14 protein-coding genes are annotated in these 18040 nt (G+C 69.0%); 11 read left to right on the top strand and 3 right to left on the bottom strand.

All coding sequences use genetic code 11. The annotated features are described in order from the left end of the window. Positions 1-80 precede the first annotated feature (80 nt). Positions 81-2213, top strand: a complete 2133-nt coding sequence (locus FOY53_RS17795; RefSeq protein ID WP_146591378.1) for a hypothetical protein — start codon at positions 81-83, stop codon at positions 2211-2213. A 30-nt stretch (positions 2214-2243) separates the two neighbouring features. On the opposite strand, the gene FOY53_RS17790 is transcribed toward FOY53_RS17795, so the two are convergent. From FOY53_RS17790 to FOY53_RS17780, 3 genes are read right to left on the bottom strand one after another with little or no spacing between them, the layout of a single operon-like run. Continuing rightward, positions 2244-3185: a sulfotransferase family protein gene (locus FOY53_RS17790; protein ID WP_146591376.1), complete on the bottom strand. Its 942-nt coding sequence runs from the start codon at positions 3183-3185 to the stop codon at positions 2244-2246. Continuing rightward, a complete protein-coding gene (locus FOY53_RS17785) occupies positions 3182-4969 on the bottom strand; it encodes a coiled-coil domain-containing protein (RefSeq protein WP_146591374.1) in 1788 nt (595 codons plus the stop codon). Before FOY53_RS17785 ends, FOY53_RS17790 begins: the two co-directional genes overlap by 4 nt. Before the next feature lie 23 nt (positions 4970-4992). Beyond that, positions 4993-6327: a hypothetical protein gene (locus FOY53_RS17780; RefSeq protein ID WP_146591372.1), complete on the bottom strand. Its 1335-nt coding sequence runs from the start codon at positions 6325-6327 to the stop codon at positions 4993-4995. 201 nt (positions 6328-6528) lie between these two features. Here FOY53_RS17780 and FOY53_RS17775 point away from each other — a divergent pair, with 201 nt between their 5' ends. From FOY53_RS17775 to FOY53_RS17730, 10 genes are all read left to right on the top strand, one after another. Then, positions 6529-7539 carry a glycosyltransferase family 10 domain-containing protein gene (locus FOY53_RS17775; RefSeq protein WP_146591370.1) on the top strand — a complete coding sequence of 337 codons (1011 nt, stop codon included), beginning with the start codon at positions 6529-6531 and terminating at the stop codon, positions 7537-7539. Between the two features lie 85 nt (positions 7540-7624). Next, on the top strand, positions 7625-8179 hold the full coding sequence (gene rfbC, locus FOY53_RS17770) for a dTDP-4-dehydrorhamnose 3,5-epimerase (protein ID WP_146591368.1): 555 nt from the start codon (positions 7625-7627) through the stop codon (positions 8177-8179). 3 nt (positions 8180-8182) lie between these two features. Further along, positions 8183-9223, top strand: coding sequence for a dTDP-glucose 4,6-dehydratase (gene rfbB / locus FOY53_RS17765; protein ID WP_146591366.1), 1041 nt, complete (start codon positions 8183-8185; stop codon positions 9221-9223). Next, a complete protein-coding gene (gene rfbD, locus FOY53_RS17760; protein ID WP_146591363.1) occupies positions 9220-10071 on the top strand; it encodes a dTDP-4-dehydrorhamnose reductase in 852 nt (283 codons plus the stop codon). Before rfbB ends, rfbD begins: the two co-directional genes overlap by 4 nt. Continuing rightward, positions 10068-10961 carry a glucose-1-phosphate thymidylyltransferase RfbA gene (gene rfbA / locus FOY53_RS17755; RefSeq protein ID WP_146591359.1) on the top strand — a complete coding sequence of 298 codons (894 nt, stop codon included), beginning with the start codon at positions 10068-10070 and terminating at the stop codon, positions 10959-10961. The genes rfbD and rfbA overlap by 4 nt, the downstream gene beginning before the upstream one ends. Before the next feature lie 6 nt (positions 10962-10967). Next, positions 10968-11924 (top strand): glycosyltransferase, encoded by a 957-nt coding sequence (locus FOY53_RS17750; protein ID WP_146591357.1) that lies wholly within the window; start codon positions 10968-10970, stop codon positions 11922-11924. A 156-nt stretch (positions 11925-12080) separates the two neighbouring features. Beyond that, positions 12081-13343, top strand: a complete 1263-nt coding sequence (locus FOY53_RS17745; RefSeq protein WP_146591355.1) for a coiled-coil domain-containing protein — start codon at positions 12081-12083, stop codon at positions 13341-13343. Position 13344: 1 nt separating this feature from the next. After that, complete coding sequence (locus FOY53_RS17740; RefSeq protein WP_146591353.1) at positions 13345-14388, top strand: hypothetical protein; 1044 nt, start codon at positions 13345-13347, stop codon at positions 14386-14388. A 52-nt stretch (positions 14389-14440) separates the two neighbouring features. Further along, positions 14441-15691 (top strand): hypothetical protein, encoded by a 1251-nt coding sequence (locus FOY53_RS17735; RefSeq protein WP_146591351.1) that lies wholly within the window; start codon positions 14441-14443, stop codon positions 15689-15691. 309 nt (positions 15692-16000) lie between these two features. Then, positions 16001-18040: an exostosin domain-containing protein gene (locus FOY53_RS17730; RefSeq protein WP_146591349.1), complete on the top strand. Its 2040-nt coding sequence runs from the start codon at positions 16001-16003 to the stop codon at positions 18038-18040.

Below are 18040 nucleotides of genomic sequence, written 5' to 3'. Positions count from 1 at the left end.
CGGGGCCTCTTCCGGCTGCTCTTTACCTGACCTGCGAGTTTTCATAGAAGTCCCGGAGGGAAATTCGGCGGGGCGTTTGCGTGCAGGTCTTAATCCATATCGGCGATGCCAAATGCGGCAGCACTTCGGTCCAGGCCAGTCTCTATGACACGCGTGAGACCCTGTTGCGGCAGGGGATTCTCTATCACCCGGCCACCGCCGCCAACGGGCACTACAGCTATATCACCCTGCTCAAGGGCCGCACCCGTGGCAACGACGCCACCCAGACCCAGCTGGCGCGCAAGAATGTCGAGGAAACCCAGGCCCTGATCCGGCAGCACAGTCCCGACTATCTGCTGCTGTCGGCCGAGAACCTGTTCAACATCAAGCCCGAGGTGCTCTATCCGCTGATATGCGAGATCACCGGCACCGAACCGCAGGTGCACATCATCGCTTTCCTGCGCCACCCGGTCGGCCTGTTCCTGTCCTCGGTGCAGCAGCAGCTCAAGGCCGATCACGTGTTTTCGGACCCGCGCAGCTTTACCCGCGACATGACCGGCCCGTTCCGGCGCTGGGGGCCAATGGCGCAGTGCAAGAGCCTGCATGCACGGCTGTTCGACCGGGCGGCGCTGACCGGCGGCTCGGTGGTGGCGGAATTTGCGACGCTGTTGCGCGCCATCACCGGCCTGGGCGACATCGACCTGCCGGACGTCACCGAGAACTCTTCGCTCTCGGTCGAACAGATGATCCTGCTGCAGAACGTGCGGCACGATTTCCTGGCCAGGAAACAGGGGGTGTTCAGCCCCCGGTCGAACTGGCTCATCGACTTTTTCAACAGCATGAACACCGCAAACGGCGGTGTCGTGGGGACGCGGCCGCAGCTGCTGCCCGAAGTGCGGGCCTGCATCGCCGCGGGCAACCAGGCCCATATCGACAGCATCGAGAAGATCTTTCCGGATCTGAAGATGGCCGAGTCCTGCCTGATTCCGCAGGTCGACTGGAAATCCGCCGAAGGCAGCTGGACCGGAGATGTCGCCACGATCCTGACGCCGGCGGATGCCGGGGTTCTCGACCTGCTCAAGCAACTGACCCCGCTTTATGGCAAGGCGCTGGCCGCGACCGACCCCGATGCCGCGCTGCGGGCGCTGGACACCCTGGGCGGACGGGCCAAGCTGCGCCCGGCCTATCAGGCCTATCTGAAACGCAACGGTCTGGACGCAGAGGCCGCGCGGCTTGTGGGCCCGGCGCCGGTGACCCAGCCCCCGGCGGCCCCGGGGGCACCGCGCCGGAAGCTGCTGATCCTGGGCACCTCGAACTCGATCCTGCGCGATGGCTGGGTCCGGGGATTCACCGAGGCCTGCCCGGACAATGTCGAGATCATCAACAAGTCGGTTGGCGGCTCGCCCGGGGCGCAGTTCGCGGCCTGGTGCCACGAGGACCTGTCGGTCTACGATCACATCATCTTTGATGCGGTGGTGAACGACGAGAACATGATGCAGCAGGGCCATCTTGGCACCTTCGGCTATTACACCACCCTGCTGCGCGAGATCCTGTCGACCATCGCCAGCCAGACCCGGCTGACGGTTCTCGGCTTTTGCAACCAGCGCTTTGCCCAGAACCGCAGCGACATGTACCGCTGCTATGCCAGACTCTCGAAAGAGATCGGCGCAGAGTTCCACAGCGTGATCGATTATGCGCGGGTGCTGCCCTCGCCGATCTTCCGGGACGGCGCGCATATCTCGCTGAACCATGCCCAGGCCTTTGGCCGGGATCTGGTTGCCAGGCTGGACAAGTTCCAGGGCGGCGACGTGCGGGCGCACTCCTTTGCCCCGCGGTTCCGGACCCGGCATCTTGCCACCCTGACCGATGCCGAGCTGGTGAGCCGCGAGAACCGCTTCATGAAACAGGATTTTGTCCGGCTGAAACCCGGGAGCAGCGTGCCCGTCGAAGGTCTTGGAACCCTGATCGGCTTTCAGATCGACGCCTGCGACAGCAACGGCTATCTGGTTCTGTCCGGAGAGGACCAGCCACATGTGCAGTCGCTGCGCTATACCGCGGATCCGGACAGGATGCTGGCGTTCTTCATTCCGGTGGCAAACGGCTTCAGGGCGTCAAAGGTGCTGCATGTGGCAGAGCAGGCCGAAACCAGCGTTGCCTCGCCGCACGAAACCGCAGTCGGCGGCACGCCCTGCCGCATCGCCATGTCCTCGCTCACCTTCTGGGACGGCTACTGACGCCCCCGAGACCGGCAGACGGCAGGGGCCTCAGGCCGGATATTCCAGCCGCTCGCACAGGCGCGCATAGGCCGCACTGGTCGTGAGGCTGTCCTGCAGATCCCCCGGCACCGCGCGGCGTGGCCGGGAACTGATCATGGTGCCGCTGCGGCCGCTGTCGCCCGACAGCGCCATCAGTGGCAGCAGCGCTTCGAAGCCGGGGCTGAAGGACAGATCCAGCGCGGCGCAGATCTCCTGCAGCACCCCGGCGGGATCGGCGACAAAGGCCTCGTACTGCCAAAGCGGCAGGCCGGCATGGGCGTCCAGGAAATCGCTGTAGCGCAGGCAGTATTCCTCGAAGGTGGCGGGCTCGAAATGCAGCCACTTGTTGTTGCGCAGCGACAGGAAGCTGTCGAGCGGGTGGCGCACGGTCACCACGGCCCGCACCGGCAGGATATCGGCCACCATGCGGTACAGGGTGGGGCGGGCGTGGCGGTTCTGATGGGTGCAGAACTGCGAATGGGCATGATCGCGCAGCACCAGTGTCAGACCGCGCGCGCCAAGGTCGTCGTGCAGCGCGCTCAGCGCCGCCCCGAACATCCGCTGGATCGTCTCCTCGCCGATGCCGCGCGGGCTGTAGCGCAGGCCGGCAATCAGGTCGGTGGGCAGGAACGGCGGTCTTGGCGCGCGCAGGTGCAGGGTGCTGAGCGGATCGATCTCGCTCATCATCACGGTGTTGGGCATCGCCGCCAGCGCCTTGGCGATCAGGGTTCCGCCGGTGCAGGCCATGTGGTGCAGCGTGCGCACCGGCCGGGCAGGGGCGGCCTCAAGCGCGGCAACCCGGTCGGCGCATTGCGCCAGCAGACTGGGCAGCGGCAGGCCGGGCTCATCCGCAGATTCGTCCGCCTGAATGCCGCCGTCGCGCTGCAGCAGTTCCAGTGTCCCCTCAAGAGCCGCAAGAAGCTCTGCCCGGGCCGTGGGCTCTTCGGTCATTTCGGGGCCTTTTTCTTGCCGCCCGCCGGGCTGCGGCGCGGCGCGGGGGCCTTGCCGGTGCCGGCTGTCTTGGCGGCGGCCCGGCGTCTGGGCCGGGTGGGGGCCGCCTCGGTCGTGCCCGCCCCGGGTGTCGCCGCGTCCGCTGGACCCGCCGTCTGCGGTCCGGTCTCCTCGGGGGCGGCGGCAGGCACCGCAGGCGCGGCAAGCGGATCAGGTGCTTCCCCGGGCAGGGCCTCGGCCGGGTCCAGCTGCTGCAGATAGCGGGCCGCCTGCTGCAGCCGTGCGGTGACACTGCGCAGCAGGCTGTCCTGGGCGGCCTTGTCCGCCAGAAGCTGGTTGTGGCGGCGGCGCAGGTCCAGCAGGTCCTCGCGGTCCAGGGTCTGCAGGCGGACCGCCATGCTCACCTCCTGCTGCGCCCGGGTATGGATCTCGGCACTGTCGCTGCGCAGCTTCTGCTGGGTCTGTTCCATCTGTGTGATCAGACCCTGTTTCTGCTCGCGCAGCTTCTCGGCCTGGGAAACGCGGTCTTCCAGCGCGCTGATCTTTTCCTGCGCCCTGGCCACGGCAATCCGGGCCGCGTCGCGTTCCGCCGTCACCCCGGTGGCGGTCTTCTCGGCGCTTTCGGCCTGGCTGCGCACCGAGGACAGGCTTTGTTCCAGTTCGCTGACCCGGGCTTCGCCGCGGTCGGTCCGGGCGTCGGTGTCGCGCAGGCGGGTCTCCAGCGCGGCGATGCGGTCCTTCTGGCTGCGGGCCTCGGCTTCGGCCTTTTCCTGCGCGGCGGTCATGTCGTTTATGCGGGCGCCGCGGCGCTGACGCTCGACCTCTGATTCGCGCATCTTGGCCGCCAGGTCGGGCAGCTTGGCCGCCTCGGTGCGGGCGCTGTCGCGTTCGGTGGTCAGGGCGGCGACCTGGGCCTCGAGCGGGGCCAGCGCGGCGCGGGCCTGCTCCAGCGCGGCCTCGGCGGTGCGCGCCTGCGCGTCGAGCGCCGTCAGGCGCTCTTCGGAATCGCTGAGCGCTCTGGCCTGGTCCTCTATGCGGCTCTGTTTCGCCTCCAGCGCCTCCTGTGCGCGCCGCTGCTCTGCCTCGCTGTCCGCCAGCCGCTGGCGCAGTCCGGCCAGTTCCCCTTCGAGCAGGATGCAGCGCAGCCGGGCCGGATCGCGGTGCAGCCAGTATTCGGGGAAATCCGGATCGTCGGTCAGGGTGGCCTCGAGGCTGTAGCCCCGGGCCTCAAGGGCTGCCAGCACCGGCTCGGCGGCGCCGGCATCGCCGTAAAGACCGGACAGGGCGGTGCGCAGGAACACATGTTCGACCGCCAGGTCCTGTGGCAGATCGGCAATCTGGCGCGCCGCCGTGGCGCTGTCGCCCGGCATGTCGAGACGCAGCACATGGCAGCCCCCGGTCGGCAGGCCGATCCGGCGCAGCACCTGCTCCAGCGGCGCCGTCGGCACCTCGGTCGCCCCGGTCTGGCGCAGGCCCGGGAACAGCTGCAGCAGGTCGCGGGGCGGGCAGAGGCCGGACAGTCCGGCAAGGCTGAGGCTGTGGAACGGCGCGGTCCCCTCGGTGCCGGCAACCGCCACCGGCGTCAGGCTCAGCCGCGGGTCGCGTGCCATCTCCTGCTGCAGGGCGTCCCTCTGACCGGGATTGGCGTCAACCAGGGCGATGCGCGCGGCGCGGCTGCTCAGCACCGGCCCGAGCACGTCCGGCCCGGCGGCGCTGACCAGCACGAGGGTGTCGATCTTCTGGCGCTGGTCCGTTGCCGCCAGCCAGTCGGTCCAAGCGTTCATGCGGCCTCCTCCGTTCATGCGGCCTACTCTTTTTGTCTGCGGATCGCGCGCAGGCGACGCAGGGGTTCCATGATCCGGTAGGAGCGCGAGGCCATGATGCCGTGAATCCAGTCCTCGACCTCGGCCAGCTTGCCTTCCAGCGCGGCTTTTTCGGCCGCCAGCTGCCGGACCCGCAGATTGAGCGACTTCTTGGCGTTCCGGTTGGCCTCGAGATCGGCAACGATATTGCGGTGCTCGTCGGACTGGCCGGCAAGATCGGCCTGGGCCCGGTGCAGCTGCACCATCAGCGAGCCCTGCTCCTCGATGACGCTGCTCAGGCGGCTGCGCGACTGTGCCAGCGCGCTCTCAAGCCCGGCGGCGTGGTCCTGCAGCATGGCCAGATCGGCGGTCAGGCGGCCCTGTTCCTGCTCTGCTTCCTGCTGCAGGGCCGTGAGCACATCCCGGATGGTGTCGCGTTCGCCGCTCAGTTCGGCGCGGCTGCGCTCCAGTTCGGCGGCCAGCGCCGCGTTGCGGGTGTCGGCGCTGCCGAGACGGGCGCGCATCTGCTCGAGCTCGGTCTGCAGCGCGGCGCTGTGCTGCCCGGCGGCCTGCAGCCTGTTCTCGAGCCCGTCGACGGCGGCGGCGCGTTCGGCCAGGGCCGCGTCCTGTCGGGTCAGCTGGTCGGCGATCTGTTGCATTTCGGCGCCGCGCGCCTGATCGGCAAGGTACTGCTGCTCGAGGTGGCACTGGATCTCGGCCAGTTCCGAGCGGGTCTTGGCATAGTGCTGAAACGCGGCGTCCAGATCCTGCGGCGGGGCCGGATCGCCGTTGGACAGGTCCAGCGCGCTGGCGGCCAGTTCCTCGCTCAGAACGCGGGCCCGGGGGCTGCGCAGCACGCAGGCGTCGGCCATCGCCAGCAGCACCGGGTCGGGCCGTGGGCGGGGCAGGGCGGCCAGGGCCGCCGCCGTCTCCTGCGCCAGCCCCAGACGGGCGGTGAACACATCGGCATAGACCTGCGCCACCCGGCCTTCGACCAGGGTGGTGCGGCGGCGGTTGCGGCGCAGCACCTCCAGCAGGACGGTGGCAGAGGCGATCCAGTCGTCCAGCGCCGCCCCGGGGGCCGTGCGCTGCATCATCGCCTGGGCGAGCTGGGCCTGTGGCGGGCTGAAGATCAGCAGCAGGCGGCTTTCGGGCTGCGCCGCCATCGCGGCAGCGGCCTGATCCAGCCTCAGGCCGGCATTTTGCGGCGCCGCCTGTTCCAGCAGGGTGGCCAGGGCGGCCTGATCCGACAGCCCGGCGCCGCAGATCAGCAACGGGGCATCGGATCCGGCTGCAACCTCTGGCTCGGCGGCAGACTGTTTGTTCGCAGAGACGTCCATATATCGGTTCTCTTCAATTTTCCTGATCCCCGCCGCCTGACGGACGGGCGCAAAACTTCGTCTGACTTACCCTCTTGTCCGGCGAATTGTCCATATTGCATGCCGCCGCACCGGCGGGTTCATTGTCAGCCGCCCGGTTTCTGTTCCATATCGGGGGCACAGGCCGGGCAGGACCGCCCCCTGACAGGAGCAACGGCCGCCATGATCCGCGTCTTTCCCCTTGGGCGCTATGCCCACCGCCTGCCGCTGGCCTATGCGCCGCTGCGCGAGATGTGCCGCCCGGCGATCTGCGTGACCGAGGCGGCGGCGCAGGCGGATCTGCTGGCCGTGGCGCACAGTCGTGATCTGCCCGCGGCGGCGGCGGCGCTGCAGTCCGGCCAGAGGCTGGTGCTGCTTTCGGAAGAGCCGCTCTGGGACACGGTCTGGTCCGCCGATCCGCTGCGGCGCCGGCAAAGCCTCGACACTCCGGCGGGACCGGTGCCGTTCACGGTGCTCAACCATGCCACCTCGACGGTGTATGATTTCGCGCGGATTCCGTATTTCCTGCTGACGGACAGCGCGTTCTTTGCCCGCTATGCCCGCTGGTTCGCCCGCAATGCCACCCTGAGCGCCGCCGACTGGCGTGCGCGCCTCGGGGCGGCGCGCTGGGACGTGGCCTTTATGGCCGAGCTGCGCCAGGAGGCAGTGTTCGACGTCGACTGGCCCGGCCGCGACCTGTTCGGTCTCGGGGCCGCGCGCACCCGGATCGCGCTGGCCTGCAACCAGGGCCGGGTGCTGCGCACCGGGGCGGGCTGGAACACCCTGCCGCGGCGCCAGGACCTGCCGGACTGGCATCTGGAAAAATTCCTGGATCTTGACGGCCAGTGCCGTCTGCTGTCGGCGATCGAGAACACCCACCAGAACAACTATGTCTCGGAAAAGATCTTCGATGCCTACGCCGTGGGCGCCGTGCCGCTTTATGTCGCCGGCCCCGGGCACCGGGTGCATGACCTGGTGCCCGGGGCATCCTTTCTCAACCTTTACCGTCTGTCCGCGGAAGCCGCCGCCGAACGGATCGCAGGGTTTGTCCCGGATGCCGCGCAGATCGAGGCCTATGGCGCCGCACAGGCGCGGCTGGCGGCGCTGTTTGCCACCCCCGCGGCCCTGCTGGCGGAACACGCGCGGCTGCGCGCCGCGCTGGTGCAGGAACTGGAACAGGTGCTGTCCGGGTAACACCTGCATGGTCTTTGGCCTTTCACACTGGCGGCGCCGGGCGGCTTTTGGCAAAAGTCCCCCAAGCAGGCAACAAGAGGCTCCGATGCAGATCGAACAGACCGCCCTTCCCGGTGTCGTCATCCTGACCCCCGCCCGCCACGGCGATGCGCGCGGCTTCTTCTGCGAAAGCTGGAATGCCCGGCGGATGGCGGAGGCAGGGCTGGACCATGCCTTTGTGCAGGACAACCATTCGCTCTCGGCGCAGGCCGGCACGGTGCGCGGGCTGCACTTTCAGGCGCCCCCCCATGCCCAGGCCAAACTTGTGCGCTGCGGGCGCGGTGCGCTGCTGGACGTGGCGGTGGACATCCGGCGCGGCTCGCCGACCTACGGGCAGTCGGTCGGGGTCGAGCTGAGTTTCGAGAACGGCCGCCAGCTGCTGATCCCGGCGGGGTTCCTGCACGGCTTTGTCACCCGGGCTCCGGAGACCGAGATCATCTACAAATGCACCGATTACTACGCGCCCGACTGCGACGGCGCGGTGCGCTGGGACAGCTGCGGCGTGGACTGGGGCTTTGACGGCACACCGCTGTTGTCGGCCAAGGACGAAGCCGCGCCCGCGCTGGCGGACTTTGTCTCGCCCTTTGCCTGGGAGGGCTGAGCGATGAAGCTTCTGGTCACCGGCGGCGCCGGGTTCATCGGATCGGCGGTGGTGCGGCTCGCCATTGCGCGCGGCCACCGGGTCGTCAACCTCGACGCGCTGACCTATGCCGCCTGTCTTGACAATGTCGCCTCGGTGGCGGGCGATCCGAACTATGCCTTCGTGCAGGCCGACATCCGCGACCGCGCCGCGCTGGACCGGGTCCTGGCCGAGCATCAGCCCGATGCGGTGATGCATCTGGCGGCGGAATCCCATGTCGACCGGTCGATCGACGCGCCGGGCACCTTCATCGAAACCAACGTGCTGGGCACCTTTCACCTGCTCGAGGCGGCGCGCGCCTACTGGCAGGCCCGGGGCCGCCCGCAGGGCTTTCGCTTCCACCACATCTCGACCGACGAGGTGTTCGGCAGCCTTGGGCCCACCGGGCAGTTCAGCGAAAACACACCCTACGACCCGCGCTCGCCCTATTCCGCCTCCAAGGCCAGTTCCGACCATCTGGTGCGCGCCTGGGGGGAAACCTACGGCCTGCCGGTGGTGCTGACCAACTGCTCCAACAACTACGGCCCCTATCATTTCCCCGAAAAGCTGGTGCCGGTGGTGATCCTGAACGCGCTGGCAGGCCGCCCGATCCCGATCTACGGCGCCGGGCTGAACGTGCGCGACTGGCTGTATGTCGAGGACCACGCCGATGCGCTGCTGCTGGTGCTGGAAAAGGGTGTCCTTGGCGAGAGCTACAACATCGGCGGCGAGAACGAGCGCAGCAATCTGGACCTGGTGCGCACGATCTGCACCCTGCTGGACGCCAAGCGACCGCGCCAGACCGGCTCTTATGCCGATCTCATCACCTTTGTCACCGACCGTCCGGGACATGATGCCCGCTATGCCATCGACCCCTCCCGCATCCGCGATGAGCTCGGATGGCGGCCTTCGGTGACGGTGGAAGAGGGGCTGGAGCGCACCGTCGAATGGTATCTGCGCCACGAATCCTGGTGGCGCGCCCTGCAGGACCGCGACGGGGTCGGCAGACGGCTGGGCACGGCATGAAGATCCTGATGTTCGGCCAGAGCGGGCAGGTGGCCTGCGAGGTGCAGCGCCAGGCCGGGGTGACGGCGCTGGGACGTGCCCTGGCGGACCTGTCCGACCCGGCGGCCTGCGCCGCGGCGATTGCCGCGCACCGCCCCGGCGCGGTGATCAACGCCGCCGCCTGGACGGCGGTCGATCATGCAGAGGACGCCGAGGCCGCAGCCCATGTGGTGAATGCCGGGGCTCCGGCGGCCATGGCGCGGGCCTGTGCCGATCTGGACATTCCCTTCGTGCAGATCTCGACGGATTACGTCTTTGACGGCTCCGGCACGGCGCCCTGGCGCGAAACAGACCCTGTCGCCCCGCAGAATGCCTATGGCCGCACCAAGCTGGCGGGCGAAGAGGCGGTGGCGGCGGCGGGCGGGCGATACGCCATCCTGCGCACCTCCTGGGTGTTTTCGGCCCATGGTGCGAACTTTGTGAAAACCATGCTGCGGCTGTCGGAAACCCGCGACGCGCTGAACGTGGTCGACGACCAGATCGGCGGGCCGACTCCTGCCGCCGCCATCGCCGCGGCCGCCCTGACGATCGCGCCGCAGCTCGAGCGCGACGCGGCGAAATCGGGTCTCTATCACTTTGGCGGCCAGCCCGCGGTCAGCTGGGCGGATTTCGCCCGGGCGATCTTCGAGCGCGCCGGGCGGGCGGTAACGGTGCGCGGCATTCCCACCGCCGAGTATCCGACACCGGCGCGGCGGCCGCTCAATTCCCGGCTGGACTGCGGCGCCATCACCGCGGCTTTCGGCATTCCCGCACCCGACTGGCAGGCCGGGCTCGACCGGGTGCTGCAGGACCTGGAGACACGCACATGACCAGACCCCGCAAGGGCATCATCCTGGCCGGCGGCTCGGGCACCCGGCTCTACCCGGTGACCATGGGCCTGTCGAAACAGCTGCTGCCGGTCTATGACAAGCCGATGATCCACTACCCGATCTCGGCGCTGATGCTGGCGGGCATCCGCGAGATCTGCGTCATCACCACACCGCAGGATCAGGACCAGTTCCGCCGCGTGCTGGGGGACGGCACCCAATGGGGCGTCGGGTTCACCTATGTGGTGCAGCCTTCGCCTGACGGCCTCGCCCAGGCCTATCTGCTGGCCGAGGAATTCCTTGACGGCGCCCCCTCGGCGCTGGTGCTGGGGGACAACATCTTTTACGGTCACGGGCTGCCGGACCAGCTGGCGGCGGCCGATGCCAAGACGGTGGGGGGCACGGTCTTTGGTTACCGCGTGGCCGATCCCGAACGCTACGGCGTGGTGGATTTCGACGCCCAGGGCCGCGCCGTGTCAATTGTGGAAAAACCCGCGGTGCCAGCCTCGAACTATGCGGTGACGGGGCTGTACTTCCTGGACGCAGAGGCCCCGGCGCGGGCGCGGCAGGTCGCGCCTTCGGCCCGCGGAGAGCTTGAGATCACCACCCTGCTGGAAATGTATCTGCACGACGGCACCCTGTCGGTGGAGCTGATGGGGCGGGGCTATGCCTGGCTGGACACCGGCACCCACGGCAGCCTGCTGGATGCCGGCAACTTTGTGCGCACGCTGCAGACCCGGCAGGGCCAGCAGGTCGGCTGTCTGGAGGAGATCGCCTTTGCCCAGGGCTGGATCGACGAGGCGGCGCTGCTGGAACGGGCGGCGCTGTTCGCCAAGAATGACTATGGCCGCTACCTCGCCGGCCTGCCCGCGCAAAGCCGTCGGCGGCGCTGAGCGCAGATGACAGGCACAGGATCCAAGGCCGGAACAGAGCCACATATCGGCATCCTGCTGGCCGTCTACAACGGCGGCAGCCATCTGCGCGAACAGCTGGACAGCATCGCCCGGCAGGATCACTCGGACTGGCAGGTGCTGGCCAGCGACGACGGCTCGACCGATTCCAGCGCCTCTGAACTTGACCGCTTTGCCGCGGCGCATCGGCTGACCCGGCTTGACGGCCCGCGCCGGGGCAATTCCGCCGACAACTTCCTGTCGATGATCCGCCGCTCGGGACAGCATCTGCCCGACGACGCCTGGATCTCGTTCTGTGATCAGGATGACATCTGGCTGCCTGACAAGCTGTCGCGCGGGGTGGTGGCGCTGCAGGATCTGCCCGAGGGGCGGCCGGGGCTCTATTGCAGCCGCACCTGGATCACCGACGAGACGCTGAGCACCCGGCGGCTGTCGATGCCGCGGCCGCGCCCCACCGGGTTCCGCAACGCGCTGGTGCAGAACATCGCTTCGGGCAACACCATCCTGCTCAACCCCGCCGCCGCGCGGCTGATCCGCGCCGCCGCGGATGAGGTCGCCGAGGTGGTGGTGCATGACTGGTGGCTGTACCAGATCGTCACCGGCGCGGGCGGCTGGATCGCGCATGACGACGCGCCCACGCTGCTTTACCGCCAGCACGGGGTGAACCAGATCGGCGCCAATGACACCACGCTGGCCCGGATCCGGCGGGTTCGCCAGCTGCTGCGCGGCGATTTCCGCAAATGGAACCGGATCAACATCGCGGCGCTGACCGCCTCGGCGCACCGGCTGACACCGCAGAACCGCGCCCGGCTGGAGCGTTTTGCCGAGATCCACGACGCCGGGCTCTGGGGGCGGCTCTCCGGCCTCGCGCGGCTGCGGCTTTACCGGCAGAGCAATGCCAGCACCATCGCGCTGTGGGTTTCGGCGCTGCTGGGGCGGCTCTGAGGCCGCAGGACCCGGCCTGCGGAGGGGCCGCGGGTGCATGGCTTATGGACATTCGTCCTGGCGGCACTGTATTGGAAACCGGGTTCAGACGCACTGGTTGTGATCCGGTTGCCCCCGGACGCGCCAAAGCAGACACGCGAAAGCAAGAGACGAGACATGATGGATGCCTCCCTTCCCCAGGCCGGGCGCGCTACCCCCCGGGCCCTGACCTCTGCGCCCTTTCTGATCTGTCAGAGCAGTCCCGATGCGGTGCAGACCGCCCTGGTCGGCCTGCTGGACCGGGAAGAGGTGCTGGCCGGGCCGGTGCTGAGCCTGTCCCAGGCCCGCGGCGCGCTGGACCAGGCGTCCGACCGCCTGCTGGTGGTGCTGACCCGCAGCCCGCGCAGGGCGGTGGCGCTGGCGCTTGCGGCTGGCGCCTCGCCGGAACAGGCCCTGGCGCAGTGGATGGCCGAAGCGGTGGCGCTGCTGGCGCTGCGGCGCCTGAACCGGCGCCAGGTGATCCTGCTGCAGACCGGCGCGGCGCTGGCGCACCCCGATGCCCTTGCCGCCAGCCTTGGTCTGGACGCGGCCCTGGCCCGCGATATCGCCAGCCTCGCCGCGCCCGGCCCCGATCCGGTCTGTGCCTGTCTGGCCGAGGTGGCGCTGAGCCAGTCGGCCAAGGCGCGCGCCCTGCGCGATGAATTTTCCGCGGCCTGCCAGGCCCTGACACCGGACGCGGCCCCCGATCCGGTGGATGTGGCCGCAGCGGCGGTGCAGCATGGCCGCCAGCAGCGCAGCGCGGCCCGCAACGCCCGGACCCGGGACGCCGACAGCGGGCAGCAGGCCCGGATGCAGGACGAGATCCTGTCGCTTTATGAACAGCTGCGCCAGGCCTCGGCCGCGCAGGCGGAAAAGACCGCGGCGCTGGCCGAACTGCGCACCCGCCTCGAGACCGCGCCGGACGCGGGCACGGACCCCGCAGCCCGCGACGCGGAGATCGCGCTCTATGCCGACCAGATCCGCGCACTGCAGGCCCTGCTGGAAGAGCGCGAGGCGGCGCTGCAGGCTGCGCAGGCCCAGAGCAGCGCGCAGGGCGCCGAACTGGTCCGGGTGACAAAGGACGCCACCGAGCTGAGCCAGCAGCAGGAGCTGCTGATGTCGCAGTTGCGCGCCGGTCAGGCCGCGCTCGAGACGCAATATACCCGCAACCGCAAGGCCGAGGACAGCAAGACCGCCCTGGCGTCGGAAAAATCCGCCCTGACCTCGGAACTGGCGCAACTGCGCAGCGACCTCGACCGGACCCGGCAGGAACGGGACGCCGTGCAGCAGAAGCTGGCCGAGGTCGAGCAATGGATTCACGGCATCATGGGGTCGCGCTCCTACCGGCTCATGGAACCTCTGAGGCGGCTGCGCCTGGCGGCAAAACCGAAGGACAAGTAGAATGGCATCCTGGACATCCTGGCTGCGGGGGCTTGATCAGAGCAACCGGATCGGCGCCCTGGTGCATGTCGGCACGGTGACCGGAGAGGCGCTGGATCAGCTGCTCGCCACCCGCGCCGGGCTGATCTATCTGGTCAGCGCCCACCCCGCCCAGCACAGCGCCCTGCAAAGCCTCGCCGACAGCGATCCCCGGGTCGTGGTCCTGCCGGTGGTGCTGGCGGGCCGGTCCGGCCAGGTGCCGTTCCACGCCCTGAGCCTGCCGCATCTGTCCAGCTTCTGCCCCCCGCGCGAGGTGCAGGCGCTGTTTCACGGCCTGCAGCAGATCGAGCAGGCGCAGGTCCCCGCTGTGACGCTGGCCGGGCTGCTCGACATGCTGATCCTGCCCGAACAGGGCAGCCATGTGCTGCGCATCGAAACCCCGGGATCAGAGGCGGTCCTGGTGCAGGAGGCGGCTGTGCTGAGCGCAGAGCCGGCCTTCGAACATGTGTTCGTGCGCGGCTGCGCCGACGGGCTTTATGACGGTGTGGCCGCGTTTGACGACACCGCCCCGGCGCTGCAGCAGGCCGGCTACGAGACCCGCCAGAGCAACCTGACCGACGACCCCGACTTTCCGGAACACTGGCTGCACCGCGACCCGGTGCGGCTGCACAACAGGGTCCTGACCGCCCGGCTGGCCGAGCTTGAGGCCGCGCTGTCGGCCTGCCGCCAGACCTGCGACGCTCAGGCCGGCAGGCTCTCGGAGGCCGACAGCGCCCGCGGTGATGCCGACAGCCGGCTGGCCGAGGCCCGGCAGGAGACGGCCGCCGCGCGCGAGTCCCTGGCGCAGGCCCGGGCCGATCTTGAGGAGCTGCGCGCCCGCTACCGCGCTCTCGAGGACCGCAAGGCCAGCCAGGAGGCGCTGCTGGACCGGCTGGCCGCGCAGATCGGCGACCTGGTGGCCGCGGATCCGGCAGGCGGCCCGGAGCGCAAACCGGGGCGCAAACCGGAGCGTAAACCGGGGCCGGGGCGCGGCAAGAAATCCAGACGCAAGGACCGGGCGGATTAGGCCGGTGCGGGCCGCCCCCGGCCACATGGCAGCGACGAAAGCGACTCCGGATATGGACGACATGAGACGGGACGCCACGATCCCCGCCCTGATCCCCGAAGTGTTTTGCCTGGGCGAAGCCGACCGCGCCGCCTGTGCCGCCCGCCTGTCGTCCGGCCCCGGGCGGCCGCTGGCGGACTGGAGCGCAGAGGCCGCAGAGGCCCTGCTGGCAGCCGAGGGTGCGGACCGGCTGTACATCGTGCTCTATTGCCCGCTCGGGCTGTGCCTCGAGCGGGGCCACGACGCGGGCAGGCCGCCGGAAGAGACGCTGCAGCACTGGGCCGCAGAGATCCGCGCGCTGCTGACAGTCCAGCGCCGGGCGCGCCGTCACATGGTGCTGGTCGACGAGACCACGTTTCTGACCGCGCCCTCCGGGATGCTGGGCGCCGCCCTGGCGCAGCGGGGGGCAGGCGGGCTCGGGCTGGCCGACCCCGCCCCCCGGGACGAAGAACTGTCGGTGCCCTGCCTTCTGGCATTGCAGATGCTGCGCCAGTCGCCACAGCTGCAGGCGCTGGACAGCGAACTGTCGGGGGCAAGCCTTCTGGGGGGCACGACCGGCACAGCGACCGCCGCCATCGGCCAGAGCCTTGCGGCCCATGCCGCGCGGCGCGACGCCCACCGCGCGGTGGAGACCCAGCTTGCCGAGACCGCCTGGCACCTGCGCCGCGCCGAGGCCGAACTGGGCGCCCGCGCCGCGGCGCAACAGGCGCTGGCGCAGGACTGTGCGGCACTGCAAGGCGAACGCGACATGCAGAGCGCCGAGATCGCCCGCCTGACAGAGCAGCTGGCCGCCGCCCCGCAGGACGGCGACGCCGCCGCGCGGGCCGCACTCGAGGACCGGCTGCGGCAGCAGACAGCGCAGGCGGTGCAGGCCCGGGCGCAGCACGACTCGGAACAGCGCCTGTTGCTGGACCACATGGCCGAACTGCAGCAGGACCACGACCGGCTGAGCGCCACCGTGCACCAGCTGCGCGCGGCGCTGGCCGACAGCAGCCGCGCGCTCGAGACGCAGGCGGCAGAGGCGCGCAGGACAACCGCCCGGCAGGACAAGAGCGCCGCCGACCTCGGCGCAAGGCTCAGGGCCGCCGAGGACAGCGCCCGCCGCGCCCGCGAGGAGGCCGCCGCGCAGGAGGCGGCTCTGCGTGCCGAGCTGACGGCGTTCGAGGCCGAATTCAACAAGCTGGTGCAGTCACGCTCCTGGAAGCTGACAGCGCCGCTGCGGATGCTGAACACACTCTATCACCGGCTTTCCGGCCCGCGGTGACACAGGCCGCGCCCGCCGGTCTGCCTGATCCGCAGGCAGAAACCGGGCCTGGGCGCCCGGTCGGGAGCGCCGCGCCGCTCAGGGGCAGATAGACCTTTGTTCTCGCGCCTGCAGCATGTATAGGCTGGGCACGTCCGCTGTCGGCTTCCGGCCTTTCACAGGGCGCCTGCAGGCACTGACGGATGGCCCCGGTTCCGCGCGGCACAAGGGTTCCGCGTGCCATGCACGCCCCCGCTGTATCGCGCCGGTGGACGGTGCCGCGGGTGCCGCCCTGCTGATCTGACCTTTGACCCGAGCGACTGTGTTTGAATGAAGAAAATCCACCTTTACACACCTTATTACCTGTCCGAAGACTACGATCGCCAGGCCGAGCTTGACCGCTGTCTGGAACAGAACCTGGCCGTGGCCGGGATCGCGCGGATCTTTCTGCTGGTGGATGACGGCCATACCCCGCCGGTCAGTTCGGAAAAACTCACCATCGTGCCGATCACCTCCCGGCCCCGCTACAGCGACTGGCTGGAACTGACCGCGCAGCACAGCCCCGATGCGATCTCGGTACTGGCCAATTCCGACATCTACTGTGACGACACCATCACCGGTCTGCGGGCACTGTTCGCCAGCGCCCCGCAGGCGCTGGTGGCGCTCAGCCGCTACGAGGTCGCGGGCCAGGAGGTCAGCCTGCACCCGAACCCGCGCTGGTCACAGGACCTCTGGGCCGTCGACGGCAGCGTGCCGGTGCCCGAGGCGGTGCGGCAGAAGCTGGACATCGCCCTGGGCGTGCCACGCTGCGACAACAAGATCAGCTATGTGTTCTCGGTGCATGGCTATGACGTCTTCAACCCCTGCCATTTTGTGCGCAGCTATCATCTGCATGAAACCCAGGTGCGCTCTTACGACATGCATGTCGACAAGCGCATCCTGGGCGGCACCGCCTGGGTGCACCCCAGCGAAACCCTGACCACCCCGTCGCAGCTGGTCTATGACATCTGGTCGCTGAAGCCGGCCGCGGTCGAGCGGATCAAGGTCAACGACACGATCACCGTCAAGGAACGCCAGGGGCTGGGCCGGACGCCACGGCGCAAAAGCCCGCTGATCGTCGCCTATGACCACAACTGGCAGTTTCCGGCGATCACCGAACAGCACGCCTTTGAACGGCTGAGCGAAAGCCTGCAGGTCGACAGCCACGACGGCAGCGTGCTCTACCTCGCCTTTCCCTGGGCGACGCTGATCGACAACCTGCTGCACAACAAGAAGAACCCGGCCAAGACCGCCTTTCTGCAGCAGAAGCTCGCCACGCTGAAATCACGCCTGGCGGGTGCCCGCAGCATTGTCACCACCTGCCAGCACATCCACATGCTGCGGTTCCAGAGCCTGTTTGACTCGGTCGGCGTCACCGACATCTTCTGGTCCCATGCCACCAAGGGCCAGACCGCGCTGCCCGAACACCCGGGCATCGCGCTGCATCCGTTTCCGCTCTATCCGGTGCAGGCCAAGGACAGCGACAAGGTGCCGCCGCAGTCCAAGCAGCACCTGTTTTCCTTTGTCGGCGCCCGGGCCAACCAGTTCTATCTGAAAGACACCCGCAACATCATCATCGATGATCTGGCGCAGGTGGCCGGCGGCTTTGTCGCGGGCAAGGACAGCTGGCACTACAACAAGATCGTCTATGACTTCCAGGTCCGCGGCGTCACCGACAAGCCCGACACCCTGGTGGACACCGACGCCTCGGAAAGTTTCCGCATCAACCTCAAGCAAAGCGTGTTTTCGCTCTGTCCCTCGGGGACCGGGCCAAACTCGATCCGGCTGTGGGAATCCATCGGCCTGGGGGCGATACCGGTGATCATGGCCGACACGCTGGCGCTGCCCGGCGATCCGGCGCTCTGGGATCAGGCTGCGGTGTTCTGCGCCGAGGACCGCGACAGCATCCGCGCCCTGCCGGCCCGGCTGGCCGAGATCAACCGCAACCAGGATCAGCTGCGCCGGAAGCGTCATGCCATGGCGCAGATCTGGAAGCTTTACGGCATCGACAGCTTCACCTGCGACATCGAGGCGCTGATGCTGCGCAAGCTGCAAGAGGCCCGCCTGCCTGCGCGCGCCGGAGCGCAGACCGCTGCGGCGCGCGCCGAACCCGCAGCCGCAGCCGCACCCGTCCCGGCGCGGCTTCCGGGCGGGCTGCACAGTCTGGTGGGGGTGACCTCGGCCATTCTGGTCAGCCCGAAGGAGGCCGGCACATTGCTGCGAGACAACGCCGGTGCGGTCACAACCCTCTACGAGGCCGCGAGCGAGGCGCAGAAGGCGCTGTTCCGCCGGGCGCTGGACATGCGCAACCTGACCCAGGCCTGGAGGTGA

Origin of the sequence: Puniceibacterium confluentis (assembly GCF_007923445.1) — a bacterium.
Lineage (GTDB): Bacteria > Pseudomonadota > Alphaproteobacteria > Rhodobacterales > Rhodobacteraceae > Puniceibacterium > Puniceibacterium confluentis.
This window is presented reverse-complemented; position numbering and strand designations above follow the sequence as displayed.

Bases quoted from the DNA above. Each gene is read 5' to 3' on its own strand.
- FOY53_RS17780 (WP_146591372.1), bottom strand. From the start codon at position 6,327: ATGGACGTCTCTGCGAACAAACAGTCTGCCGCCGAGCCAGAGGTTGCA.
- FOY53_RS17785 (WP_146591374.1), bottom strand. From the start codon at position 4,969: ATGAACGCTTGGACCGACTGGCTGGCGGCAACGGACCAGCGCCAGAAG.
- FOY53_RS17750 (WP_146591357.1), top strand. From the start codon at position 10,968: ATGACAGGCACAGGATCCAAGGCCGGAACAGAGCCACATATCGGCATC.
- rfbB (WP_146591366.1), top strand. From the start codon at position 8,183: ATGAAGCTTCTGGTCACCGGCGGCGCCGGGTTCATCGGATCGGCGGTG.
- FOY53_RS17735 (WP_146591351.1), top strand. From the start codon at position 14,441: ATGGACGACATGAGACGGGACGCCACGATCCCCGCCCTGATCCCCGAA.
- FOY53_RS17775 (WP_146591370.1), top strand. From the start codon at position 6,529: ATGATCCGCGTCTTTCCCCTTGGGCGCTATGCCCACCGCCTGCCGCTG.
- FOY53_RS17730 (WP_146591349.1), top strand. From the start codon at position 16,001: ATGAAGAAAATCCACCTTTACACACCTTATTACCTGTCCGAAGACTAC.
- rfbA (WP_146591359.1), top strand. From the start codon at position 10,068: ATGACCAGACCCCGCAAGGGCATCATCCTGGCCGGCGGCTCGGGCACC.
- rfbD (WP_146591363.1), top strand. From the start codon at position 9,220: ATGAAGATCCTGATGTTCGGCCAGAGCGGGCAGGTGGCCTGCGAGGTG.
- rfbC (WP_146591368.1), top strand. From the start codon at position 7,625: ATGCAGATCGAACAGACCGCCCTTCCCGGTGTCGTCATCCTGACCCCC.
- FOY53_RS17790 (WP_146591376.1), bottom strand. From the start codon at position 3,185: ATGACCGAAGAGCCCACGGCCCGGGCAGAGCTTCTTGCGGCTCTTGAG.
- FOY53_RS17740 (WP_146591353.1), top strand. From the start codon at position 13,345: ATGGCATCCTGGACATCCTGGCTGCGGGGGCTTGATCAGAGCAACCGG.
- FOY53_RS17745 (WP_146591355.1), top strand. From the start codon at position 12,081: ATGATGGATGCCTCCCTTCCCCAGGCCGGGCGCGCTACCCCCCGGGCC.